This is a genomic window from Streptomyces sp. NPDC001157 (genome assembly GCF_053598255.1).
In genome coordinates, this window is record NZ_JBSFJW010000002.1 from 217847 (window position 1) to 241216 (window position 23370).

Sequence of the window (23370 nt, forward strand, 5' to 3'; positions counted from 1 at the left end):
CATGCAAGCAGGAGGGTTCCGGCGCGCGAGAGTGGGCGGTGTCGGCATGCGTCATGAGTTCCGCGGCGACGTCGGTCACCGCCCACGAGAGCCCCAGCGAATGCGTCACCGGCTGTCGCTGATACCGGTGGTGTCCAGCAGGGACGCCCGGCCCGCCTCGAGGCGGGCCGCGGGGATCCGGAAGGGTGAGCAGGAGACGTAGTCCAGTCCCACGCGGTGGAAGAAGTGGATGGAGTCGGGGTCGCCACCGTGCTCTCCGCAGACCCCGGTCTCCAGGCGGGGGTTGACGGCACGGCCCGCCTCCACGCCCAGTTCCACCAGCCGACCGACGCCCTCCTGATCGATCGTCTCGAAGGGCGACACGGAGAAGACGCCCTTGTCGATGTAGAGCGGGAAGAAGGACGCCTCCGCGTCGTCGCGGGACAGGCCCCAGGTGGTCTGGGTGAGGTCGTTGGTGCCGAAGGAGAAGAAGTCGGCCGCCTCGGCGATGCGTCCGGCGGTGAGCGCGGCGCGCGGGAGCTCGATCATCGTGCCGATCGGGCAGTCGAGGGTCAGACCGGTCTCGGTCTCCACTTCGCCGAGCACCAGTTCCGCCTCGGAGCGGGCCAGCCTCAGTTCCTCGACCGTGCCGACGAGCGGGATCATGATCTCGGCGCGCGGGGTGCCGCCGTCGCGCAGCCGCTCGACCACGGCCTCGGCGATCGCCTGCACCTGCATGGCCATCAGTCCCGGCACGGCCAGGCCCAGACGCACCCCGCGCAGGCCCAGCATCGGGTTCTGCTCGTGCATCCGCTCCACGGCGGCGAGCAGTTCCCTCTCGTGCGGGTCGGGGTGCTCGGTGCGGGCCAGGCGGACGGCCAGTTCGGTGCGGTCGGGCAGGAACTCGTGCAGCGGCGGATCGATCAGCCGGATCGTCACCGGCAGCCCGTCCATCGCCTCGAGGATGGCGGTGAAGTCGGCCCGCTGCAGCGGCAGCAGGGCGTCCAGGGCCCGTTCGCGTGCGGCGTCGTCACGGGCCAGGATCATCGCCTCGACCAGTTCCCTGCGCTCACCGAGGAACATGTGCTCGGTGCGGCACAGACCGATCCCCTGCGCCCCCAGCGCGCGGGCGCGGACGGCGTCCTCGGGTGTGTCGGCGTTGGCCCGCACCTCCAGGCGGCGCGCCGAGTCGGCGCGGGCGAGAGCGCCGAGCACGGCCTCGGTGAGCGTGTCCGTGGCGGTTCCGCTCTCCAGCGCGCGTCCGACGTGGGAGGCGGTGAGCGGCAGGGCGCCGAGGTGCACGGTGCCGGCGGTGCCGTCGACGGAGACGACGTCGCCCTCACGGACCACGGCTCCGGACGGAGCGGTGAACTGCCGCGCGAGCGGGTCCACGGCCAGCTCCTCCGCGCCGCACACGCACACCTTGCCCATGCCGCGCGCGACGACGGCGGCGTGGCTGGTCTTGCCGCCCCGACTGGTCAGGACGGCCTGTGCGGCGATCATGCCGGGCAGGTCGTCGGGGGTGGTCTCGCGGCGGACGAGGACCACCTGCTCGCCGGCCGCGGCCCGCCGTACCGCCTCGGTGGAGTCGAAGACGACGGCGCCCACCGCGGCGCCCGGCGAGGCGGGCACGCCGTGGGCGAGGGGCACGTCGGTGGTCTTCACGTCGAAGCGGGGAAACATCAGCCGGGTCAGCTCTGCGCCGTTCACACGGACCAGCGCCTCGTCGGCACTGATCGTCCCTTCCTCGCGCAAGTCGTGGGCGATGCGGAAGGCGGCCTCGGCGGTGCGCTTGCCCACCCTGGTCTGCAGGATCCACAGCTTGCCGCGTTCGACGGTGAACTCGACGTCGCACAGGTCGCGGTAGTGCTTCTCCAGGGTGCGCAGGTGGTCGCCCAGCTCGACGTAGGCGCGTGGGTCGAGCCTCTTGAGCTCGCTCAGGGGCAGTGCGTCGCGCACACCGGCGACGACGTCCTCGCCCTGCGCGTCGGGCAGATAGTCGCCGTACATGCCGCGTTCTCCGGTGGCGGGGTCGCGGGTGAAGGCGACGCCGGTGCCGGAGTCGTCGCCCAGGTTGCCGAAGACCATGGCCTGCACGTTGACGGCGGTGCCGAGGTCCTCCGGGATGTGTTCGCGGTGGCGGTAGACGTGGGCGCGTTCGGTGTTCCAGGAGTCGAGGACCGCACGGACGGCGCGAGCGAGCTGATCGGCCGGGTCCTGCGGGAAGTCCTCACCGGTCTCCTCGCGGATGATGGCCTTGAACTCCTTGGTGAGCCTGGCGAGTTCGCCGACGTCGAGGTCGTGGTCGTCCGCCTTGTGCGCGGCGATGGCCTGCTCGAACAGGTCGCCGTCCACGCCCATCACCGTGTGACCGAACATCTGGATGAGGCGCCGGTAGGAGTCCCAGGCGAAGCGCTCCTGCCCGGATGCCTTGGCGAGCCCGTTGACCGACTGGTCGTTGAGCCCGATGTCGAGGATGGTGTCCATCATGCCGGGCATGGAGAAGCGGGCGCCCGAGCGCACGGACACCAGCAGGGGGTCGTCGGCGCCGCCGAGGGTCCGTCCCATGGCCCGCTCCAGGCCGGCCAGGGCCTGGGCCGCCTCGACGCCGAGTTCGGGCGGCACCTCACCCGTGGCCAGGTAGACCTTGCAGGCGTCGGTGGTGACGGTGAAGCCGGGCGGCACGGGCAGACCGATCCGGGTCATCTCGGCGAGTCCGGCGCCCTTCCCGCCGAGCAGCGCGGCCATGTCGCGGCCGCCCTCGGCGAATCCGTACACGTACTTCGTCGGCTTGGTCATCGCGGCCTCTCAGTCATGGGGTACGACGGCCACGGGGCAGCCGACGTGGTGGATGGCGGCGTGGGCTACCGGGCCGGTACGGGGGACGGTGGGCCGCCCGGTCCTGCGGCGGCCCACGACGAGCAGGCTCGCGCCGGACGCGGCCCGGACCAGCACGGAGGTCGCGCGGCCCTCGGTCACGGTCTCGACGACCCGGACCTCGGGGTACTTCTCGCGCCACACCTGCAGGACGGCGGTCAGGAAGCCGAGCCACTCCTCGGCCCGGTCCGGACCGTTCACCAGGCCGATGTCCCCGGAGCCGAGCCCGATCGGTGAGGGCTGGTGCCAGGCGTGCACGGCCTTCAGCCGCGAGCGCCGCAGCCGCGCCTCCTCGAAGGCGAACTCGATCACCTCGTCGCAGGGGTCGGCGAGGTCGATGCCGAGCACGACGTCCCGGTACCCGGTGCGGGTGGACTCGGCGCCGTCGTCGTCAAGCAGATGCTCGTCGACGGCCTTCTCACCCGAGCGGACGAGGACGACCGGCCGGGCTGCGCCCGCCACCACGCCCAGGGCGACCGAACCGACCAGGAACCCGGTGAAGCCGCTGAGACCGCGCGAACCCACCACCAGCAGGTCGGCCTGCTCGGCCGCCTTCAGCAGGGCGGCGGTCGCGGGGCCCTCGACCTGCTCCTGGTCGAGCTTTACGGCGGGGCAGGTGCGCCGGATGCGGTCCTCCGCCTGGCGCAGCGACCGCTGGGCGAGGTGGCGCTGGGCGGCCGTGGCGATCTCGCCGTCCTCCTGACGGGGGTGCCAGTTCCAGGCGTGCACAAGCCGTAGCGGCCGGTCGCGGCGTACCGCCTCGCGGGCGGCCCACTCTGCGGCTGCGAGACTCTCGGCGGATCCGTCGACTCCGGCGATGACGGGCGGAAGCATGGTGCGCACCTCCTGCGCTCGGTCTGCTCCTCATCACCAGCTTCGTCCCGCGGCCTACCGGCGGGTATGGGCCGCCAGGTCTCCAAGCGGGTCCGTTCGGCCCCTGCGCACGCCGGGGGCGGGCGGCGAGGGTGGAAGGACCCCGGTCCGGAAGGCGGCACGCCATGCAACGAGTGATCATCGCCGGTGTCGACCGGTCGGCACGCAGCCGTGCCGCGGCCGACTGGGCCACACGCGAGGCGCTGCTGCGCGGACTGCCCCTGCGGGTGGTGCACGTGGTGCCGCCGGAACCCTTGGACCCGGTGGAGCAGTGGCCGTACCGTCCGGCGGCCGTGGCGGACCACGTGGTGGCCGAACTCGTCGAACGACACCCGGCGTTGCGGGTGCGCGGCGAGAGCCACACCGGGATGCCGGCCCCGGTGCTGCGGGCCGTGGGCGAGGAGGCGGAGCTGGTCGTGCTCGGCCTGCGCGGCGAGGGCGGCCGCGCGGGGATCACGGTGGGCACCACTGCTGCGGCCCTGGCGGAGAGGTCCCCCGGGCCGGTGGTCCTGGTCCCCGGCCCGCTCGTCGGCCAGGGTCCGCCGCGCCCGTCCGCCGGTGTGACCCTCGGCGTCGATGTCCGGGACCCGGTCGGCGATGCGCTCGACTTCGCCTTCGAGGCGGCCCGGCTGCGCGGTGCACGGCTGCATGCGGTCCACGCCTGGAAGCTGCCCGCGTCCGCCGCCGCTTCGCCGTTCCCCGTCCTGGAGGAGGACCGCGCCACCTGGGAGGACCACGAGGTGCAACTGCTGTCCGACGTGCTGCGGCCGTGGCGCAGGAAGTACCCCGACGTCGACGTCCTGGAGGACGTCATGCTGTTTCCCCCGGTGGAGGCCCTGGTCCACGCCTCGGAAGGTGCCGAACTGGTCGTGGTCGGGCGGCGTTCCACCCCGGGTGCCACCCTACGGGAGCTGCTGGAGCGCTCCCGTTGCCCGGTGGCCGTCGTCCCCGCATGATCAGGGGAGGGTCGGCCCCGGAGGTTGGGTCGTTCGGCCCCTGTGGGGCCGGACGGCGTCGGCGCAGGGTGAGGACCATGAGGACGCGTACTCGGATCGCCGTCATCGGCGTCGGCAACGAGTTCCGGCGCGACGACGGCGTGGGTTGGGCCGTTCTCGCCCGGCTGCGGGAGCGGGCCGCTCGGCAGCCGTTGCCGCCGGGCACCGTGCTCGCCACCTGCGACGGTGACCCCGGGCGGCTGATCGGGCTGTGGGAGGGCGCGGATCTCGCGGTGGTCGTGGACGCCGCCCATGCGCACCCGGGGGTGCCCGGCCGCGTGCACCGCCTCGAACTCGCGGGCGGCCTGATGGCGCAGCCGCAGACGACCAGCTCGCACGGCCTCGGCCTCGGCGAAGCCGTCGAACTCGCCCGAGTTCTGGGCGTGTTGCCCGACCACCTCGTCGTCTACGCGGTCGAGGGCGCCGAGAGCGCGCTGGGCACCGGCCTCTCCCCCGCCGTCGAGACGGCAGTGGAACCGCTCGTCCGAGCCGTCGAGTCCGAGCTCGCCCGGCACCGGGAGACCGCGGCCGGGAGGCCGGCATGACCGTGCGGCGCTTCCACGTGGAAGGGATCGTCCAGGGCGTCGGCTTCCGCCCGTTCGTGTACCGCACGGCCTCCGCGCTCGGCCTGGACGGCTGGGTGGCCAACGTCAACGGGCACGTGGAGGGCGAGGTCGTTGGGCCGCCGGGCAGCATCGACGAGTTCGCGGCCCGGCTGCGCACCGACGCCCCGACCCTCGCCCGGGTGCGCCGCGTCCGGCTGACCGGCGGCACGCCCCATCAGGCTTATGCCCAGGGTTTCCAGGTACGGCACAGCGCGCCCGCCGGTGACGACAGCGCGCCGCGCGAGATCCCGCCCGACGCGGCGATCTGCGAAGCCTGCCTGGCCGAGTTGCACGACCCCCGCGACCGCCGCCACCGCTACCCGTTCATCAACTGCACGGACTGCGGCCCCCGCGCCACGATCATCGAGGATCTGCCCTACGACCGGATCCGCACCACCATGCGCCGCTTCCCGCTGTGCGCCCGGTGCGCCGCCGAGTACGCCGATCCGGGCGACCGGCGCTTCCACGCCGAGCCCGTCGCCTGCCCCGCCTGCGGTCCCCGGCTGGCCTGGGAGGACCTGCGGGGAGAAGAGGCGCTGCGAGCAGCGGTGAAGGCTGTCGAGGCGGGCGGGATCGTCGCGCTGAAAGGCCTCGGCGGCTATCAGCTCGTGTGCGACGCGGGCGATCCGGCGGCCGTGTCGGAGCTGCGGCGCCGCAAACACCGTCCTGCGAAGCCGTTCGCCGTCATGGTCCGCGACCTCGACACGGCTGCCCGGCTGGCGCAGATCGGCGCCACGGAGGAGCAGGCCCTGACGTCCCCGGAGCGCCCGGTGGTGCTGCTCGCCCGGCGTCGGTGGCACGGCGCCGCCCCGCTGGCCCACGAGGTGCACCCCGGCTTGACCCGCGTCGGTCTGTTCCTGCCCACCACCGGCCTGCACCACCTCCTCCTCGACGAACTGGCCCGCCCTCTCGTCGTCACCAGCGGCAACCTCAGCGACGAGCCGATCGCGGTCGACGACGCCGAGGCCCGGCGCACGCTGACCGGTGTCGCGGACGGCTTCCTCACCCACGACCGGCCGATCCGCTCCCGCTACGACGACTCGGTGGTGCAGTTCGCCGGACGGACCCGGATCACGGTCCGCCGGGCCCGCGGCCTGGCCCCCGCCCCTTTGCCGCTGTCCGTGCGTGAGCCGGTCGCCGGGGCCGGTGCCCAGCTCAAGCACACCTTCACCCTGGCCGCCGACGGTCGGGCCCATCTCGGCCCGCACACCGGAGACCTGGCCGACCCGGCGGCCCACGACGCGTTCCTGACGTCGTACGCGCGCCTCAAGCGGCTCACCGGCGTCGAACCGGCGGTCCTCGCCCACGACCTGCACCCCGGTTATCTGTCCACGCAGTGGGCCGAGGCGCAGCCGCTGCGCCGGATCGCGGTGCAGCACCATCACGCGCATGTGGCCGCGTGCGCCGCCGAGCACGGCGTGCAGGGGCGCTTCCTAGGTGTCGCCTACGACGGTCTGGGCCTGGGCGACGACGGCACCCTGTGGGGCGGCGAGATCCTCGTCGCCGATCTGAGCGGCTACCGCCGCGTGGGCAGGTTCGCGACCGCGCCCCTGCCCGGCGGCGACGCGGCGGTACGCCATCCTTCCCGTACGGCGCTGGGTCATCTGTTCGGCGCCGAGACGCTGGGCTCCCCGCGCCCGTATCCCTGGCTCACCCGGTTCTTCACCGAGCGGTTCGATCCCGGCGAGGTCGCCGCCGTGCGCACGATGATCTCGCGAGGTGTGAACTGCCCGCGCGCATCCAGCACCGGACGGCTCTTCGACACGGTCGCCGCGCTGCTGGGGCTGTGCGACCGGGCGAGTTACGAGGGCGAGGCGGCCGTCCTGCTCGAAGCGGCCGCGGGCGCCGAGCACGCCGCGGCCCTGACCCATCGGGTGGTACGGGCGCAGGGCCTGTGGGTGTACGACTCCGCGCCGACGCTGACCGATCTGCTGGAGCGGCGGCTGGGCGGCGAGCCGGTGGCCCGGCTGGCCGCGGCCTTCCATCTGACCCTCGGGATCGTCACCGCGGAACTCGTCGCGAGGGCCGTGGCCGAGGGCGCGCCGCGCACGGTGTGTCTCGGCGGTGGCTGCTTCGTCAACCGCCGTCTGCTGACGGAGGTGAGGCGGCGGCTGCACGCGCAGGGGCTGCGGGTGCTGGTCGGCGGTCAGGTTCCGGTCGGGGACGGCGGCATCAGTTACGGGCAGGCGGCGGTGGCTGCGGCACGCCTGTCCGGGGAGAGGTGAGCGCACATGTGCCTGGGCATCCCGGGACGGGTTGTGGAGATCCACGACGATGCGGGGCTGCGGATGGCCACGGTGGATTTCGGCGGGATACGGCGCGAGGTCTGTCTGAGCTGTACGCCCGAGGCGGATGTGGGGTCGTACGTGATCGTGCATGTCGGGTTCGCGATCACCTTGGTCGATGAGGTTGAGGCGCGGCGGACGCTTGACGTGTTGCGGGCCATGGCGGGGGCTGTCGAGGGGGAACTGGGCGAGGCCCTTCCCTAGTGCTCGGCCGACAGAGCGATGGGCCGCAGGCCGCATGTTGGCGGCGTTGCAGGTCCGGTCGGCTTGTGCGGCTGGGCCAGTTGGCCCCTGCCTCAGGTGGCGGGCGCCGTCGGAAGCTGAGAGTGGAGCCGGCGACAAGGAGGAGGAGCGACATGAGCGCTGCCCCGGCCGTCCTCGATCGGGACGGGCTCAGTGCCCTGGTCGCGGTGCTGGTGGCGGACGGACGGACCGTCATCGGGCCGACCGTGCGCGACGGTGCGATCGTGTTGTCCGAACTGACCTCGGCGGATGCCCTGCCTTATGGCTGGGGTGTCGAGCTGGAGGCCGGGCGGTACCGGCTGGTGCCACGCGAGGACGGCGCCGCCTTCGCGCACAGCGCGGGCCCCCAGTCCTGGAAGAACTTCCTGCACCCGTCCAGGGAGCGGCTGTGGAGTGCCGACCGGACGGCGGAGGGCGAGGTGACGTTCACCGCGCACGAGCCCGCGGCCCCGGCGTACGCCTTCCTCGGTGTGCGGCCCTGTGACCTGCGGGCCATCGCCATCCAGGACCGCGTGCTGACCGGCGGCCGGTACGAGGACACCGGTTACGGCAGGCGCCGGTCCGGCGCCCTGCTGGTCGCCGCCGAGTGCACCGAGCCCGGCGCGACCTGCTTCTGCGTCTCCACCGGCGGCGGACCCGCCGCCGACCCCGGCTACGACCTCGCCCTCACCGAGGTGGTCGACGAGGACGGGCACCGCTTCCTGGTGCGCGTGGGCAGCGAGGAAGGCGCTCGGCTGCTGGAGCAGGTCCCGCACCACGGCGCGGACCTGGCCACGGAGGCCATCGCCCGCGCCTCGGTGGACGGGGCCCGCGACCGGATGGGCCGCTCGCTGCCCCCGGTCGACCTGCGCTCCCTGATGGGCGCGAGCCTCGACGCCGAACGCTGGAACGACGTCGCCGAGCGCTGTCTGACCTGCGGCAACTGCACCATGGTCTGCCCGACCTGCTTCTGCACCACCACGGAGGAGGTCACCGACCTGACCGGTGACCACACCGAGCGCTGGCAGCGCTGGGACTCCTGTTTCGACCTGGACTTCTCGTATCTGCACGGCGGCTCGGTGCGCCACTCGCCCCGCAGCCGCTACCGGCAGTGGCTCACCCACAAGCTCTCGACCTGGCACGACCAGTTCGACACCACCGGATGCGTGGGCTGCGGGCGCTGCATCGCCTGGTGCCCGGCAGGCATCGACATCACGGAGGAAGTGGCCGCACTGCAGGCCGAACGCGGAACGGAGTCGCACTGATGCCCCCCTCGATCGCCTTGCGCATGAACCACGCGCTGCCCGTCGAACACCGCGAGCGGCTGCTGCGGGTCGGCCGCGAGGCCGCCTTCCCGCAGGGCAGACGCCTGTTCGAGGAGGGCGGGCACGCGAACCGGTTCTGGATCATCCGCAGTGGGACGGCCGCCCTCGACATGCACGTCCCCGGCCGCCGACCGCCGGTCGTCGAGACGCTCGGCGTCGGCGATCTCCTCGGCTGGTCCTGGCTGTACGAGCCGTTCGTCTGGCAGCTCGGCGCGGCGGCGGTGACGCCCTTGCAGGCCTACGAGTTCGACGCCGTCGCCGTCCGGCTGATGTGCCTGGACGACCCCGAGTTCGGCCGTGCCGTGGAGCACTGGGTCGGCCGGGTGCTGGCCCACCGGCTGAATGCGGCCCGCGCCCGGCTGGTCGACCTGTACGGCATCTACGACACGAAGGACGAGCGATGACCGCGCTGCCGGTGCCGCACCGGGTGGTCGGCCGCCGGACGGAGACCGCCGACACGGTCACGCTCCGGTTCGAACCCGTGGGCCCCGCACTCCCCGACTTCCTGCCGGGGCAGTTCGCGATGGTGCACTCCTTCGGGCGTGGCGAGATTCCGGTGTCCGTCAGCTCCGTGCAGGCCACCGGCGGTCTCGCGCACACGGTTCGCTCCGTGGGCGCGGTCTCCGACGGGCTGTGCGCGGCCCGGGTCGGAGACGTCGTCGGCATCCGCGGCCCGTACGGCACCTGCTGGGAGTCGGGGCGGGCGCGCGGCCGTGACGTGGTGATCGTGGCGGGCGGCATCGGTTTCGCCCCGCTGCGGCCGCTGATCCTGGCGGTGCTGGCCGAGCCGGCCACGTACGGGCGCGTGAACGTCCTGATCGGCGCGCGCACCCCGAGCGATCTGATCGCCCGGGCCGAGGTGGCGAGTTGGGCCACCGCCTACACCGGCGTGACGGTGGACCAGCCCGAGGTCGACTGGCGCGGCGATGTCGGCGTGGTCACCCAGCTGCTCGGGCGGGCGCAGTTCGAGCCGGAGGAGACGACGGCGTATGTGTGCGGTCCCGAGCCGATGATCCGGGCCACGTCCCGCGAACTCGCCCACCGCGGGGTGCCCCGCGACCGCATCCAGGTGTCGCTGGAGCGGAACATGCGCTGCGCCACCGGGCACTGCGGGCACTGCCAGCTCGGCCCCCTGCTGGTGTGCCGGGCCGGCCCCGTCGTGGACTGGGAATGCGCGGAACCCCTGCTCTCCGTAAGGGAGTTGTGAGATGACCGCGACGCACACGAAGACCAGGCCCCGGCTCGCGGTGTTCAAGCTGGCCTCCTGCGACGGCTGTCAGCTCACCCTGCTGGACTGCGAGGACGAACTGCTCGCGCTGGCGGGCGAGGTGGACATCTCGCACTTCCTGGAGGCCTCCAGCGCGGTGGAAGCGGGCCCCTACGACCTCTCCCTCGTCGAGGGTTCGATCACCACGGCCGAGGACGCCGAGCGGATCCGGGCCATCCGCGCCGCCTCGCGCCACCTGGTGACCATCGGGGCGTGCGCCACGGCCGGCGGTATCCAGGCCCTGAGGAACTTCGCGGACGTCGACGAGTTTCGGCGCACGGTCTACGCCCACCCCGAGTACATCTCCACCCTCGCCACCTCCACTCCCGTCTCGGCCCATGTGGACGTCGACTTCGAGCTGCGCGGCTGCCCGATCGACCGCAGGCAGCTCATCGAGGTGATCACGGCATTCCTCACCGGCCGCAAGCCGGACGTGCCGGACCACAGCGTGTGCTTCGAGTGCAAGCGGCGCGGCACGGTCTGTGTGACGGTCGCCCACGGCACGCCGTGCCTCGGCCCGGTCACGCACGCCGGATGCGGGGCGCTGTGCCCGGCCTACCACCGCGGCTGCTTCGGCTGCTTCGGCCCGTCCGGGTCGGTGAACCTGCCCGCGCTGATCCCGCTGCTGCGCCGCGACGGCCTCGACGAGGACGACGTGGAGCGGTTCCTGCACACCTTCAACACGGCCGCTTTCGAAGAGGAGTTGGGCAAGTGACGCACCGTGGATCCCGTGTCCTGCACGTCGGCTCGCTGTCCCGGGTCGAGGGCGAGGGCGCCCTGCGTCTGAAGGTGCACGACGGCACGGTCACCGACGCACGGCTGGAGATCTACGAACCGCCGCGGTTCTTCGAGGCGTTCCTGCGCGGGCGTTCGTACACCGAGCCGCCGGACATCACCGCGCGGGTGTGCGGGATCTGCCCGGTGGCGTACCAGATGAGCGCGTGTGCGGCGATCGAGGACGCTTGCGGGGCGACGGTCGACCCGGTGATCCGGGACCTGCGCCGGCTGCTGTACTGCGGGGAGTGGATCGAGAGCCAGGTCCTGCACATCTATCTGCTGCACGCCCCGGACTTCCTGGGCCGTGCGAGCGCGATCGAGCTGGCCCGCACCCATCGGGCGGAGGTCGAGCGCGGGCTACGGCTCAAGAAGGCGGGCAACTCCCTGATGGAGCTGATCGGCGGGCGGGCCGTGCACCCCGTCAACGTCCGGCTGGGCGGCTTCCACCGGGTGCCGACGCGTGCCGAACTGCGGCCGCTCGCCGAGCAGTTGAAGCAGGCGCTGGACGATGCGTGGGAGACCGTGCGCTGGGTGGCCGGATTCGAGTTCCCGGATGCCGAGGTCGAGGCCGACCTGCTGGCGCTGGCCGCCCCGGACACGTACGCCATCGAGAGCGGCACCCCGACGGTGCTGCGCACGGACGGCTCCACCGCTTCCTTCCCCGTGCGGGAGTTCACCGAGCATGTCGCCGAGACCCATGTGGAGCACTCCACGGCGCTGCACTCGCGGCTGGACGGACGGCTGCATCTCACCGGCTCCCTCGCCAGGTTCGCGATCGGGGGTGCACGGCTGTCGCCGGTCGCGCTGGAGGCGGCCGTCGAGGCGGGGCTCGGCGATCCGCGCGAGGGCGCGGTGTGCCGCAATCCGTTCCGGTCGATCCTGGTGCGGGCGGTGGAGAGCGTGTACGCCGTGGCGGAGGCACTGCGGATCATCGAGGCCTACGAGCCGCCCGCGCGCCCCTACACCGAGGTCCCCCCGGTCGCGGGCGTCGGCCACGGCGCCACCGAGGCGCCCCGCGGACTGCTCTATCACCGCTACGAACTCGACGCAGACGGTCTCGTGACCAGCGCGCTGCTGGTACCGCCCACGGCACAGAACCAGGGTGCGATCGAGGACGACCTGCGTCGGCTGACCCAGCGTGCGATCGGCGAACGCGACCCGGACGATGCCGAGTTGACGGCCTTGTGCGAGCGGGCGATCCGCAACCACGACCCGTGCATCTCGTGCTCCACCCACTTCCTCGACCTGACGGTCGTCCGTACCTCATCGGACACCTCGCACGACTTTTCGGGAGGCTGCGATGCCTGAATCTCCGTACACCGTGAGCGATGTGATGACGCACACCGTCGTCGCCGTCGGCAGTGAGGCGCCTTTCAAGGAGATCGTCGAACTGCTCGACCAGTGGAAGGTCAGCGCCCTGCCGGTCCTGGCGGGCGAGGGCCGGGTCGTGGGGGTGGTCTCCGAGGCCGATCTGATGGCCAAGGAGGAGTTCCGGGACACCGAGGAGGGTGACCCGGCCGACCGGAGGAAGGCCGGCGCGATCACCGCGGGCGAGCTGATGAGCGCCCCGGCCGTGACCGTGCACGCCGACGCCTCGCTGGCCGAGGCCGCCCGCATCATGGCCCGCCGACACGTCAAGCGGCTGCCCGTCGTGGACGGGGTCGGCCTGCTGCAGGGTGTGGTCAGCCGCAGTGATCTGCTGAAGGTCTTCCTCCGTGACGACGAGGAGATCGCCCAGGAGATCCGGCACAGCGTGCTGGGCCAGCTCCCGGTCACCACTCCCCTGACCGTGAGCGTGAAGGAGGGCGTCGTGACGCTGGGCGGCTCCCTGCCCGACCGGATGCTGGTGCCCGTGGTGGCACGGGCGGTGCGGGCGGTGGAGGGGGTCGTGGACATCCGGCTCGATCTCACGCATCGATGACGCACGCGGAGGGCCGATGAAGTACCTCGACGAATACCGCGATCCCGTCCTCGCCCGGCGGCTGCTGGACGAATTGCGGCAGACCGCCACCCGGCCCTGGCGGATCATGGAGGTGTGCGGCGGGCAGACCCACACGCTGGTCCGCCAGGGCATCGACGAGTTGCTGCCTGCCGGGATGCGGATGATCCACGGCCCCGGCTGTCCGGTCTGTGTGACCCCGCTGGAGACCCTGGACCGGGCCATGGCGATCGCCGCCCGGCCCGGTGTGATCCTCACCAGCTTCGGAGACATGCTGCGCGTGCCCGGCACGGACACCGACCTGCTGTCGCTGCGGGCGCGCGGCGCGGACGTACGCGTGGTCTACGCCCCGATGGACGCCGTGCGCCTGGCCGCCGACCACCCCGAGCGGGAGGTGGTCTTCCTCGCGGTGGGCTTCGAGACGACCGCGCCGGCCAACGCGATGGCGGTGCTGCACGCGGCCCGCCTCGGCCTCAAGAACTTCTCCATGCTGGTCAGCCATGTCCTCGTGCCGCCCGCCATGACGGCGCTGCTCGACGACCCCGACTGCGAGGTGCAGGCGTTCCTGGCGGCCGGGCATGTGTGCGCGGTGATGGGCTGGACCGAGTACGAGCCGATCGCCGCCCGTTACCGGGTCCCGATCGTGGTCACCGGCTTCGAGCCGCTGGACCTGCTGGAGGGCATCCTGATGGCCGTACGGCAGTTGGAGGACGGCCGGGCGGAGGTGGAGAACCAGTACGTGCGCGCCGTGCGCCGGTCCGGCAACACCGACGCGCAGGACGCCGTCCGGGCGGTCTTCCGGGTCACCGACCGGGCCTGGCGGGGCATCGGGGCACTCCCCGACAGCGGTCTCGAACTCGCCGAGCGGTACAGGCAGTTCGACGCCGCCCGCCGCTTCGACGTGGGCGGACTGTGCCCCGTCGAGGACGCGGAGTGCATCGCGGGCGCCATCCTCACCGGGGCCAGGCTGCCGACCGACTGCACCGCGTACGGCACCCGCTGCACCCCCCGCCACCCCCTGGGCGCGCCGATGGTGTCGTCCGAGGGAACGTGCGCCGCCTTCCACGCGGCCGGACGCACTCCGACGAGGAGCACCGCATGAGCATCCAATGCCCCACCCCGAACCACGAGGACGAGGTCGTCCTGCTGGGCCACGGCGCCGGCGGACGCCTGACGGCGGAGCTGCTGGACCAGCTCGTCCTGCCCGCCGTGGGCGACGGCACGGGCCCGCTGGAGGATGCGGCGCTGCTGCCCGGCCATCCCGGCCTGGTGATGAGCACCGACAGCTTCGTCGTCAGCCCGCTGTCCTTTCCCGGCGGGGACATCGGATCCCTCGCCGTGCACGGCACGGTCAACGACCTCGCCATGCGGGGCGCCTGGCCGCTCGCCCTGTCCGTGTCCCTCATCGTCGAGGAGGGCCTGCCGCTGGCCGAACTGCGCTCCGTCATGGCCTCGTTGGGCAAGGCGGCGCAGGACGTGGGCGTGCCCGTGATCACCGGGGACACCAAGGTGGTGGGCCGCGGTGCGGCCGACCGGCTGTTCATCAACACCACCGGTGTCGGACAGCGGCACGAACTGCTGTGCCCGTCGGCCGCGTCGGCCCGCCCGGGCGATGTGGTGCTGCTGTCCGGGCCGGTCGGACTGCACGGCACGACCGTGCTGAGCACCCGTGAAGGGCTCGGCTTCGAGAGCGACATCGCCTCCGACACACGGCCGCTGCACCGGCTGGTGCGCGCCCTGGCGCCGCTGGGCGCCGCGGTCCATGTGCTGCGCGACCCGACCCGGGGCGGGCTGGCCGCCGCGCTCAACGAGATCGCCCGGGACTCGTCCGTCGCCGTGGAGATCGAGGAGAGCGCCGTCCCGGTGCCGGAGGCGGTGGCCTCCGCCTGCGACCTGCTCGGCCTGGACCCGCTGGTCGTCGCCAACGAGGGCTGCCTGGTCGCCTTCGTCGACGCCGGCGCGGCCGAACGGGCGCTGGCCGCCCTCAGGTCGCTGCCGGAGGGGGCGCAGGCGGTGCGGATCGGCGAGGTGCTGCAGGAGGGACCTCGCGGGCGGGTCACCCTGCGGACGCTGGTCGGTGCGCGGCGCATCGTGGAGATGCCACTGGGCGAGCAGCTCCCCCGTATCTGCTGACGCCGGATCATCTGCGGCTAGGCCCGGCGAACGTCGCCGTGGACCAGTCCTGCGATGTGGGTGGTGACCGTGTCGAGGATGTCGGTCCAGGCTGATTCGTCGCCCAGGACGAGGTAGTTGAGGGTCAGCCCGTCGGTCATGGCGGCCAGGTAGCGGGCCAGCACGCCTGCCGGGACGGCGAGTTGAAGATCCATGGTGCGGCGCAGCCCGTCGATGAGCTCGGTGTACGCGGCGCCGTACAGCTCGTACTGACGTCGCGCCAGGTGCTCGAAACCCGGCTCGCGCAAGGCGTACTGGGTGAGTTCGTAGGTGAGCATGTGCTCGTCGGGGTGGGCGCGGACGTGGTCCCAGTACGCCTGGAAGCCGGCCCGGACGGTCTCCACGAGCGTGGCCCTGGGCCGCAGGGCCTGCTTCACCACCCTCACCGAGTGGTCGGTGAGGGTGGTGATGACGGCCTCGACCAGGGCCTGCTTGGAGTCGAAGCAGTAGTGGAAGACGCTCAGGGACACGCCCGCCTCGGCGGCGATGGACCGGGTCGTCGTCCTGGCGACGCCGTCCCGGGCCATCGCCCTGATCGCCGCTTCCGTCAGCTGTCTGCGCCGCTCGGCCGACGGCATGCGTGCCATGTGCGTCCTCGGGGGTGGTGAGGGACCTCAGGCGCTGTGGACGCCCACTTCGTACAGGGAGTATCCCCAGTCGGTGCCGCGCTGCAGGCCGTGGACGCGGACGTAGCGGGCCGGTGTGCCGGTGAAGCGGGCGGTGTCCAGGCCGCCGTCGCCGGACGTGGTGGACCAGACGGTCTGCCAGTCGGTGCCGTCGGTGGACAGTTCGATGCGGTACGCCTTGCCGTAGGCGCGCTCCCAGGCCAGTGTGACCCGGCTGACCCGATGGGTGGCGCCCAGATCGACCTGCCACCACTGGTCGTCGCTCCAGTCGCTGGCCCAGCGGGTGCCGTCGTCGCCGTCGACTGCCCGGCCCGGCTGGTAGCTGGTGAACGGGTTCCACTCGGAGGAACTGGCGCTGGCGCTCGCGCTCTTGGCCAGGTTGACCGCTGCCTGGTGCTGCTCGGTCGCACCCCAGGTGTCGAGGTAGGACTCGGCACCCCGCATCAGGTCGTTCACCACGCCCTGGCCGCCGTTGAGCCGGATGTCCTCGATCCAGTCGGGGATCATGCCGACGTGGGCTGCGCCGTCGGTGTTGAAGTCGAAGGTGCGCTCACCGGTGGTCTGCCGGTCGATGACCGAGCCGCCGTCGGCGCTCCTGAAGGGGTAGGTGACCTTGTTGGGAGCATCGGCTCCGCGCGGGGCCGGGTGGTCGCCGATGCCGTTGAAGTCGGTGCCGTAGCCGTAGCCCACGTGGTACTTGTCGCGCAGCGCCTTGGTGCGGGCGGCCTCCGCGACGAAACCCTGGGAGCCGTGCATGTACTGGGCGACGAAGCCGCCGAGGGAGTAGACCCGCTCGGTCCAGTTCAGGTCCATCCAGCTGTGCGAGGAGATCACTCCGGGGTAGGAGTCGGACTCCAGGATGTCCAGCGCCTGGCCGACGGCCTTGACGCCCATGTGGTCGATCTCCAGCATCATCTTGCGTTTCATCATGCCGCGCACGGCGTATGCGCCGAGGTCGGTGAGGCCGCGTTTGTTGCACTGGGCGTCGGAGTCGTACGAGGGGACGTCCACGCCCGCAGGCAGGTCCTTCTCCGCGGCGGAGGAGGCGGTGCCGATGGGGTTGTCGTGCTGGGGGCCGGTGCACTTCTCGGTCTGCCAGAAGGTGCCGGTGGAGAGGAACTGCCCTACGTTGATGGCCGTTCCGAGGCCTCCCGAGTCGAAGCGGACGCCGCACAGCGCGTTGTCGAACTTGTGGCACAGGAACATCGAGCGCACGCCGAGCCCGTACAGCTCGTCGAGGCCCTTGTCGATGTCGGCCTTGCTGCACTGCGGGATGTCGAGGATCTGCTTGCAGCCGAACGGCTCGGAGGTCTCCACGCCCAGGACCACCGCCAGCTTGCCCTGCTTGATCACCTCACGGGCCTGTGCGCTGTCGGTGACGATCCGGAACCAGCCCTTGCCGGGGCCGCCGTACATCTTGTCGATGTAGTCCTGCAGTTGGTAGGTCAGCTTCGCCTGCAGCCTGATGGAGGTCATCTCGTCACAGCCGCGGTCCTTGAAGGGGTAGACCGAGCAGATCATGCCGTTGGTGACGAGGTCGTCGACCAGCACCCGCTGCCCGCCGCGCCAGGCCCGCTCCAGCCAGGCGTAGTAGTTCGCCTGATGGGTCATCGAGTCGTACGCCGGCCAGTCCTTGAAGGTCGGCCAGCCGACCGGGTCGTGCCTGCCGTCGCCGCCGTGGGTGATGTAGTCGAAGACCGCGAGGGTGCCGTCGGGGTAGTGCTCGGGACAGTCCTTGAGCGCGTCCGCGACACCCGCCTCGGAGAACACCTTGCCGCAGATCAGCCGACCCCCGAAGGCCTCGTTGGAGAAGAGGTGGTTGTGCGCGTCGACGAATCCGCGTACCTCGCCCGCGGAATCGGTGCCGGTGAAGGGTTCGCCGGTGACGTTGATCTGGGCGTCCGGGGCCGGGCGCGAGGTCGGGACCCACCAGTCGTTGCCGGCCGCCGAACTCGGCACGGGCCCGAGGACCAGGGTCAGGAGAAGGAGAAACAGCGACACCATGGTGACGTTCTTGCGGCTGCGGTACGAGCGTCGAGTCGGCGTCACGGCCCACGTCCCTCGGTCGGCGGGATCGCGCGGTTGACCAACCCATGAGGTTGTCATGACCAGCGCAAGATATGGGACGAGGATGGGTGCGGGCACCTTCCGAGTCAAGGGTCCGGGACGCTTGACCTGATGGCGCGTAGCCTCCGTCGGCCACGCGCCACGAGGCCGTGCCCCTCAACCGCCCGCACCGCGTTCCGTGCTTCTCCCGCTGTTCAGTTCGTCGCCCGTTCCGCCACCAGTTCACCGGCGACACGTGCCGACCATGCCTCGATCTCGGGGAAGTTGCGGTAATCCCCGCCCTTTCCGTTGCGCACGATCATCTTGGCGATGCGGCCCTTGGCACCCTCCTGCAGACAGCCTCCGAAGGTGACGTGCCCCCTGGCGTCGAGCCGGGTCATCGCGCGGCGCACGCCCGGCACGGGCGGGATGTCCCGCTCCGAGGCCGAGGCGTCGAGCGGGCCGCTGCTGAAGAACCACAGGGGACGTTCGGCCAGTGCGCGGCGGTGCCGGCGCACGAACCGGCGGGCGTCCTTGTGCCAACGTCCGGCGTACAGCCCGCCGCCGACCACCACGGCGTCGTATCCCGTCAGGTCGACCACGGCCCCGGCCGGCAGTGCGGCGGCCTTGAGCCCCTCCTTGCGCAGGACCTCGGCCACGGTCTCGGCGATCTGCGCGGTCGATCCGTTCGTCGTCCCGTAGGCGACCAGCACGTTGCCTGACATGACGGTCCGCCTCCTCTCACAGCTTGCGCAGCCAGTCGTCGGCCACGCCGTGCAGGGCCTGCTCCTGGGGCTGGATCCTGGCGTCGTCCAGCCGGTAGGTGAGCTTGTCGACGACGGCGACGACTCCGTCGATCTGACGGGTCATGGAGACGGCGATCTCCGTCTCGCTCTTGCGTTCCATGTGACCGGAGAGCGTGACGACACCCTCCACCACCTGGACGTCGATGCTGCGTGGCGGCAGCCACAGGGCACGCACCAGCACCTGTTCGACGACCTCGTTGCGGATGTCCGCGTCGGGCCGCAGGAAGACCTGGAGCAGGTCGCGGCGGGTGACGATGCCGACCAGCCGGTGCTCCTCGTCGAGGACGGGCAGCCGTTCGATGTGGTGCTGCGCCATGGTGCGGGCCGCCTCGACGATGGTGTTGTCGGCGTGCACCGTGAGGGGCGGCTGGGTCATCAGCTGACCGGCCGTGCGGGCCCTGACCTTCGCGGCCCGCTGCCGGGACGCACGGGTCGCGGAGGCCGGCCAGTGGCGCTTCTTCGGCTCGTACGGGTCCGGCGTCTCGGCCTGCCGCACCATGAGATCCGTCTCGGAGATGACACCGATGACCTTCTCGTCCTCGTCGACCACCGGCAGTCCGCTGATGCGGTGTTCGCCGAGCAGCCGTGCGACCTCCTTGAACGGGGTGCCGTACTCGGCGCGGACGACCTCCGTTGTCATCACGGAGCCGACCTTGTTGTGCTTCATGACGTTCCTCCTCAGCGCAGGCGGCGCAGATACGGGTCGTGGGGCCTGCGCGGCAGCAGGCGCACCCGTGCATCGAGCACGGTCACTCCGCCCGGTGTCGCGAGTACGGGGTTGAAGTCGGCCTCGGCAAGCTGCGGCAGGTCGCTCGCCATCCGGGACAGGCGCAGCAGCAGCTGTTCGAGTCCTTCGAGGTCGACGGGCCGCGCACCGTTCGCGCCGAACAGGAGCGGAGCACAGCGCGGCGCCGTGATCAGGTCGTGCACGTCGTGGTCGGTGAGCGGTGCCAGGCGCGCGGCATGGTCGGCGAGCACCTCGGTGGCGGTGCCGCCGAGGCCGAACAGCACGAGCGGGCCGAAGACCTCGTCCTGGACGACGCCCGCGAACAGTTCGGTGCCGCGGTCGGCGAGCGGCTGCAGCACCACACCCGTCAGCAGGCCGGCGAAGCGGGTCTCCAAGTCCCGGAAGGCGGCGCGCACCTGGGAGTCGCCGCGCAGGTCGAGATGGACGGCGTGTTCGGCGGTCTTGTGCAGCAGACCCGGCCAGTGGCCCTTCATGACCACCCGGCCGTCGGCCCCGCGCAGCCGGTCGGCGGCGAGGACCGCGTCGTCCTCGGTCTCGGCCCAGGACCACGGCAACTGGGGTATGCCGTAGCAGTCGAGGAGTGCGGCGCACTCCCGCGGGCCGAGCCAGCCGCCGTCCGGGTGGCCGTCGAGGTAGGTCTCGGCGACGGAACGGGCACGCGCCGTGTCGACGCCGTCGAGGTCGGGGACCGTCCCGGCGGGGCGGGCGAGCCATTCCGTGCGGCGCACGGCATGGGCCAGCGCTCGTGCCGCCGCCTGGGGTTCGGCGTACGAGGGCACGGTGCTGCCGTCGGTTGCGGGCAGCAGCTCCACGGGCAGCGCCTGTTCGAGGCGGATGGCGACCACCGGCTTCGGCCGGGGGCCGGACAGCCGCGTCACGGCCCGTACGAGGTCGTCGCCGGTGGCCGCGGCCACTGCCGTGGGCACCAGGGCGACCAGGACGGCGTCGGCGTCGCCGTGCCGCATGAGGCGGTCGACGCACTGCGCGAGCTGGTCCTCCGTGACGGCCGCGGTGGCGTCGACGGGGTTGCCGGCGGCGGCGCCGTCGGGCAGCAGGGCGAGCAGGTCGTCGATCAGGTGCGGGGTGGGCGCGGGCACCGCGAGTCCGGCCTCGGCGCAGGCGTCCGCGGCGAGGACTCCGGCTCCGCCCGCGTTGGTGACGATCGCGATCCGGGGTCCGGCGGGCAGCGGCTGGGAGTGCAGCAGGGCCGCTGCGTCCAGGAGTTCGCCGACCGAGCGGGTGGCGGTGATGCCGGCCTGGGTGAAGAGCGCCGCGCGGGTCATGGTGCGGGTGGCGGCCGCGGCGGTGTGCGAGGCGGCGGCGCGTCGGCCCGCGTCGGTGCGGCCTGCGTCGACGGTGAGCACGGGCATACGGCGCGCGACGCGGCGGGCGGTGTGGGAGAAGGCCCGCGGGTTGCCGAACGACTCCAGGTGCAGCAGCGCCAGGCGGGTGCGGCCGTCGCTCTCCCACCACTGGAGCATGTCGTTGCCGCTGACGTCGTACTTGTCGCCGAGCGACGCGAAGGACGACACACCGATGCCCAGCCGGGACAGCCCGTCCAGGAGGGCAATGCCTACGCCGCCGGACTGCACGGCGACGCCGGCCGTACCGGGGCGCGGGTGGTTCGCGGCGAAGGTCGCGTCCAGGCTCAGCTCCGGGTCGGTGTTGGACAGGCCCAGGCAGTTGGGGCCGACCAGCCGCATGCCGTAGGTGCGGCAGGCCGCCAGCAGCGCCTGCGCCTGGTCGGCGTCGAGCCCGGCGGTGACCACGAGCAGGGCCCGCACTCCCGCCTTGCCGCACTCCTCGGCGGTGGCGGGCACCGCGGCGGCGGGTACGGCGACGACGGCGAGGTCGGGGGTCAGGGGCAGGGCGCTGACCGAGGGGTGGCAGGGCACGCCGAGGAGCGAGGTCGCGGCGGGGTTCACCGCGAACATGCGGCGGGTGTAGCCGCCGGCCTTCAGATGGTGCAGGATCGCCCGGCCCACGGAGCCCGGTTTGCGCCCGGCCCCGATGACGGCGATCGCCTGCGGCCGCAGCAGGGGGCGCAGGCTGAGCACGTCGGCGGCCCGGCCGCGCTCCTCGACCGCCGAGAAGTAGCTCTCGTCCTCGTCGAGGGCGATGGTGCAGCGCACCTCGGGGCCTTCGAAGCGCCGGCCTACGTGCAGGCCGAGGTCGGCGAAGAGCCGGAGCACCTCTCGGTTCTCGCTGAGCGCGTCGGCGGTGAACGTCGTGATGCCCTCCGCGCGTGCGGCGGAGACGAGGTGTTCCACCAGGAGGGTGCCGACGCCGCGGTGGTGCAGTCCGTCGGCGACCGCGATGGACATGTCGGCCTCGGTGCCGAGGCCGCCGGTGTCGTACTCGGCGAGACCGATCACCTGGCCCGCCCGCTCGGCCAACAGCGCGCGGTATCCAGGGTGCGGTGCGGCGCAGGCGCGGTCGGCGGCCATCTCGGCGGAACGCCGGCTGACACCGAAGAACCTCAGCCGCAGATTCTCCGGGGACATCTCCTCGTACAGCCCCTGCAGTTGCTCGTGGTCGGCTGCCGCCACGGGACGGATGCACACCGTGGTGCCGTCCGCGAGCAGGGCGTGGACCGGGGGCGCGCTGGTCGTGTGGTCCGTCATCGCGGTCTCCTCCAGGTTTCTCTCCACCTCGAGCGTCCAGCGGAACGGGGCGGGGTCCCAGGGGCTGACCGGCGGTGATGAGGGGGCCGGTCGGCCCTCGGTCCCGGAGACGGTGCATGGTCCGGCGCCGTCGGCCGGGCGGCCCCCACCTCGCCTTCGAAAGCCGGCGTCCGTGGCACGGCATCGTGTCGCAGGGCCATACGGGCCCGAGGGGCGCACCGTCCGGCCCTCCCTCGCCGGTCGAGCGGCAGCCAGCCTGGAGGGTGGGAGGCATATGCGCGGCATCCGCCGCGCCGACACCGGAGGTGCGCCATGGCCGGACCCGTCGTCGTCGGAGTCGACGGCTCTCCCGCGAGCGTGACAGCCGCGTGGTGGGCGGCAGGCGAGGCCGTGGACCGGCACCTGCCCATGCTGCTGCTGCACTCCTGGACCACTCAGCCGCTCGACGTGCCCGTCGCGCAGGAAGCCCTCGACAAGCAGCGCTACGGAGCGCGGGTGCTGCAGCGGATGGAGGCCGAGCTGCTGCACCGGCACACCGGCCTCTCCCTGGTCACCGAACTGGTGTCGGAGTCCGCCTCGAAGGCTCTCGTGGACGCGGGCGAGAGGGCGACGCTCCTGGTGCTGGGCTCGCGCGGCCACGGCTCCGTGGCCGGCTTCCTGCTCGGCTCCGTCAGCCTGCACGTCCTGGGTCTGGCCCAGTGCCCCGCCGTGACCGTGCGGGCCGGCGATCCCGCCGTGGAGGACGGCTGGGGCCGCCCGGCGGCGATCGGCCGGCAGGAGGTCGTCGTCGGTGTCCAGGAACCTCCACCGGTCGCCGATCCGCTGCTGGAGTTCGCCTTCACCGCAGCCGAGTTGCACGGAGCCAGGGTGCGCGCGGTCCGGGCGCTGCCGCCGTCGTCGCTGGTGACGCATCCGCACGCGTCCCGGGCCGGGGAGAGCTACGAGGCGGACGAACGCGCGCGGCTCGCCGCCGACCTCGCGCCATGGCAGGAGAAGTTCCCCGGCGTCGAGGTCGTCGACCACGTCGCCCGGGGTTCCGCGTCACAGGTTCTACTCGCGGCGTCCACGCGCAGCAGGCTCACCGTGGTGGGTCGTCGGCGCCATCCCTCGCCGCTCACCTGGAAGCTCGGCCCCGTCGCGCACGCGGCCCTGCACCACCTGCCGTGCCCAGTCGCCGTGGTACCGCACGACTGACCCGCAACGG

20 protein-coding genes are annotated in these 23370 nt (G+C 72.3%); 13 read left to right on the plus strand and 7 right to left on the minus strand.

Annotation, left to right across the window (positions count from 1 at the left end; all coding sequences use genetic code 11):
• Positions 1–105: 105 nt before the first annotated feature.
• The gene (gene ppdK / locus ACWDAG_RS04690; RefSeq protein WP_450694132.1) at positions 106–2778 is read right to left on the minus strand and encodes a pyruvate, phosphate dikinase; all 2673 of its coding nucleotides are present in this window, start codon (positions 2776–2778) and stop codon (positions 106–108) included.
• Between the two features lie 9 nt (positions 2779–2787).
• The gene (locus ACWDAG_RS04695) at positions 2788–3690 is read right to left on the minus strand and encodes a universal stress protein (protein WP_450694133.1); all 903 of its coding nucleotides are present in this window, start codon (positions 3688–3690) and stop codon (positions 2788–2790) included.
• Positions 3691–3854: 164 nt separating this feature from the next.
• On the opposite strand from ACWDAG_RS04695, the gene ACWDAG_RS04700 reads away from it, so the two are divergent.
• The 12 genes from ACWDAG_RS04700 (at position 3855) to hypE (ending at position 15277) form a co-directional block, all read left to right on the plus strand.
• A complete protein-coding gene (locus ACWDAG_RS04700; protein ID WP_450694134.1) occupies positions 3855–4685 on the plus strand; it encodes a universal stress protein in 831 nt (276 codons plus the stop codon).
• A gap of 77 nt (positions 4686–4762) precedes the next feature.
• Complete coding sequence (locus ACWDAG_RS04705; RefSeq protein ID WP_450694135.1) at positions 4763–5269, plus strand: hydrogenase maturation protease; 507 nt, start codon at positions 4763–4765, stop codon at positions 5267–5269.
• Entirely contained in the window at positions 5266–7554 is a 2289-nt protein-coding gene (gene hypF, locus ACWDAG_RS04710) for a carbamoyltransferase HypF (RefSeq protein WP_450694136.1), read from the plus strand. Before ACWDAG_RS04705 ends, hypF begins: the two co-directional genes overlap by 4 nt.
• 6 nt (positions 7555–7560) lie before the next feature.
• Positions 7561–7818, plus strand: a complete 258-nt coding sequence (locus ACWDAG_RS04715) for a HypC/HybG/HupF family hydrogenase formation chaperone (RefSeq protein WP_450694137.1) — start codon at positions 7561–7563, stop codon at positions 7816–7818.
• Between the two features lie 152 nt (positions 7819–7970).
• Positions 7971–9101 carry a 4Fe-4S dicluster domain-containing protein gene (locus ACWDAG_RS04720; RefSeq protein WP_450694138.1) on the plus strand — a complete coding sequence of 377 codons (1131 nt, stop codon included), beginning with the start codon at positions 7971–7973 and terminating at the stop codon, positions 9099–9101.
• Entirely contained in the window at positions 9101–9565 is a 465-nt protein-coding gene (locus tag ACWDAG_RS04725; protein ID WP_450694139.1) for a Crp/Fnr family transcriptional regulator, read from the plus strand. The genes ACWDAG_RS04720 and ACWDAG_RS04725 overlap by 1 nt, the downstream gene beginning before the upstream one ends.
• Positions 9562–10368: an FAD/NAD(P)-binding protein gene (locus ACWDAG_RS04730; RefSeq protein ID WP_450694140.1), complete on the plus strand. Its 807-nt coding sequence runs from the start codon at positions 9562–9564 to the stop codon at positions 10366–10368. Before ACWDAG_RS04725 ends, ACWDAG_RS04730 begins: the two co-directional genes overlap by 4 nt.
• A 1-nt stretch (position 10369) precedes the next feature.
• Positions 10370–11143 (plus strand): NADH-quinone oxidoreductase subunit B family protein, encoded by a 774-nt coding sequence (locus tag ACWDAG_RS04735; RefSeq protein ID WP_450694141.1) that lies wholly within the window; start codon positions 10370–10372, stop codon positions 11141–11143.
• A complete protein-coding gene (locus ACWDAG_RS04740) occupies positions 11140–12513 on the plus strand; it encodes a Ni/Fe hydrogenase subunit alpha (RefSeq protein ID WP_450694142.1) in 1374 nt (457 codons plus the stop codon). Before ACWDAG_RS04735 ends, ACWDAG_RS04740 begins: the two co-directional genes overlap by 4 nt.
• Positions 12506–13126, plus strand: a complete 621-nt coding sequence (locus ACWDAG_RS04745; RefSeq protein ID WP_232651837.1) for a CBS domain-containing protein — start codon at positions 12506–12508, stop codon at positions 13124–13126. Before ACWDAG_RS04740 ends, ACWDAG_RS04745 begins: the two co-directional genes overlap by 8 nt.
• A 16-nt stretch (positions 13127–13142) precedes the next feature.
• Positions 13143–14246, plus strand: coding sequence for a hydrogenase formation protein HypD (gene hypD / locus ACWDAG_RS04750; protein ID WP_450694143.1), 1104 nt, complete (start codon positions 13143–13145; stop codon positions 14244–14246).
• The gene (gene hypE, locus ACWDAG_RS04755; RefSeq protein ID WP_450694144.1) at positions 14243–15277 is read left to right on the plus strand and encodes a hydrogenase expression/formation protein HypE; all 1035 of its coding nucleotides are present in this window, start codon (positions 14243–14245) and stop codon (positions 15275–15277) included. The genes hypD and hypE overlap by 4 nt, the downstream gene beginning before the upstream one ends.
• A 17-nt stretch (positions 15278–15294) precedes the next feature.
• On the opposite strand, the gene ACWDAG_RS04760 is transcribed toward hypE, so the two are convergent.
• The 5 genes from ACWDAG_RS04760 to ACWDAG_RS04780 all read right to left on the minus strand — a co-directional run bounded on the left by ACWDAG_RS04760 (position 15295) and on the right by ACWDAG_RS04780 (position 22166).
• On the minus strand, positions 15295–15903 hold the full coding sequence (locus ACWDAG_RS04760; RefSeq protein ID WP_450694145.1) for a TetR/AcrR family transcriptional regulator: 609 nt from the start codon (positions 15901–15903) through the stop codon (positions 15295–15297).
• A gap of 27 nt (positions 15904–15930) precedes the next feature.
• A complete protein-coding gene (locus ACWDAG_RS04765) occupies positions 15931–17946 on the minus strand; it encodes a galactose-binding domain-containing protein (RefSeq protein ID WP_450694389.1) in 2016 nt (671 codons plus the stop codon).
• A 257-nt stretch (positions 17947–18203) separates the two neighbouring features.
• Entirely contained in the window at positions 18204–18713 is a 510-nt protein-coding gene (locus ACWDAG_RS04770; RefSeq protein ID WP_450694146.1) for a flavodoxin domain-containing protein, read from the minus strand.
• Positions 18714–18729: 16 nt separating this feature from the next.
• On the minus strand, positions 18730–19461 hold the full coding sequence (locus tag ACWDAG_RS04775; protein WP_450694147.1) for a CBS domain-containing protein: 732 nt from the start codon (positions 19459–19461) through the stop codon (positions 18730–18732).
• Between the two features lie 11 nt (positions 19462–19472).
• The gene (locus tag ACWDAG_RS04780; RefSeq protein WP_450694148.1) at positions 19473–22166 is read right to left on the minus strand and encodes a bifunctional acetate--CoA ligase family protein/GNAT family N-acetyltransferase; all 2694 of its coding nucleotides are present in this window, start codon (positions 22164–22166) and stop codon (positions 19473–19475) included.
• A 312-nt stretch (positions 22167–22478) separates the two neighbouring features.
• On the opposite strand from ACWDAG_RS04780, the gene ACWDAG_RS04785 reads away from it, so the two are divergent.
• Positions 22479–23360, plus strand: coding sequence for a universal stress protein (locus tag ACWDAG_RS04785; RefSeq protein WP_450694149.1), 882 nt, complete (start codon positions 22479–22481; stop codon positions 23358–23360).
• The last annotated feature ends 10 nt before the right edge of the window (positions 23361–23370 follow it).

What these genes read in the sequence shown, in the direction of transcription:
- ppdK (WP_450694132.1), bottom strand. Translation starts at nt 2,778, where the DNA reads ATGACCAAGCCGACGAAGTACGTGTACGGATTCGCCGAGGGCGGCCGC.
- ACWDAG_RS04695 (WP_450694133.1), bottom strand. Translation starts at nt 3,690, where the DNA reads ATGCTTCCGCCCGTCATCGCCGGAGTCGACGGATCCGCCGAGAGTCTC.
- ACWDAG_RS04700 (WP_450694134.1), top strand. Translation starts at nt 3,855, where the DNA reads ATGCAACGAGTGATCATCGCCGGTGTCGACCGGTCGGCACGCAGCCGT.
- ACWDAG_RS04705 (WP_450694135.1), top strand. Translation starts at nt 4,763, where the DNA reads ATGAGGACGCGTACTCGGATCGCCGTCATCGGCGTCGGCAACGAGTTC.
- hypF (WP_450694136.1), top strand. Translation starts at nt 5,266, where the DNA reads ATGACCGTGCGGCGCTTCCACGTGGAAGGGATCGTCCAGGGCGTCGGC.
- ACWDAG_RS04715 (WP_450694137.1), top strand. Translation starts at nt 7,561, where the DNA reads ATGTGCCTGGGCATCCCGGGACGGGTTGTGGAGATCCACGACGATGCG.
- ACWDAG_RS04720 (WP_450694138.1), top strand. Translation starts at nt 7,971, where the DNA reads ATGAGCGCTGCCCCGGCCGTCCTCGATCGGGACGGGCTCAGTGCCCTG.
- ACWDAG_RS04725 (WP_450694139.1), top strand. Translation starts at nt 9,101, where the DNA reads ATGCCCCCCTCGATCGCCTTGCGCATGAACCACGCGCTGCCCGTCGAA.
- ACWDAG_RS04730 (WP_450694140.1), top strand. Translation starts at nt 9,562, where the DNA reads ATGACCGCGCTGCCGGTGCCGCACCGGGTGGTCGGCCGCCGGACGGAG.
- ACWDAG_RS04735 (WP_450694141.1), top strand. Translation starts at nt 10,370, where the DNA reads ATGACCGCGACGCACACGAAGACCAGGCCCCGGCTCGCGGTGTTCAAG.
- ACWDAG_RS04745 (WP_232651837.1), top strand. Translation starts at nt 12,506, where the DNA reads ATGCCTGAATCTCCGTACACCGTGAGCGATGTGATGACGCACACCGTC.
- hypD (WP_450694143.1), top strand. Translation starts at nt 13,143, where the DNA reads ATGAAGTACCTCGACGAATACCGCGATCCCGTCCTCGCCCGGCGGCTG.
- hypE (WP_450694144.1), top strand. Translation starts at nt 14,243, where the DNA reads ATGAGCATCCAATGCCCCACCCCGAACCACGAGGACGAGGTCGTCCTG.
- ACWDAG_RS04760 (WP_450694145.1), bottom strand. Translation starts at nt 15,903, where the DNA reads ATGGCACGCATGCCGTCGGCCGAGCGGCGCAGACAGCTGACGGAAGCG.
- ACWDAG_RS04765 (WP_450694389.1), bottom strand. Translation starts at nt 17,946, where the DNA reads ATGGTGTCGCTGTTTCTCCTTCTCCTGACCCTGGTCCTCGGGCCCGTG.
- ACWDAG_RS04770 (WP_450694146.1), bottom strand. Translation starts at nt 18,713, where the DNA reads ATGTCAGGCAACGTGCTGGTCGCCTACGGGACGACGAACGGATCGACC.
- ACWDAG_RS04775 (WP_450694147.1), bottom strand. Translation starts at nt 19,461, where the DNA reads ATGAAGCACAACAAGGTCGGCTCCGTGATGACAACGGAGGTCGTCCGC.
- ACWDAG_RS04780 (WP_450694148.1), bottom strand. Translation starts at nt 22,166, where the DNA reads ATGACGGACCACACGACCAGCGCGCCCCCGGTCCACGCCCTGCTCGCG.
- ACWDAG_RS04785 (WP_450694149.1), top strand. Translation starts at nt 22,479, where the DNA reads ATGGCCGGACCCGTCGTCGTCGGAGTCGACGGCTCTCCCGCGAGCGTG.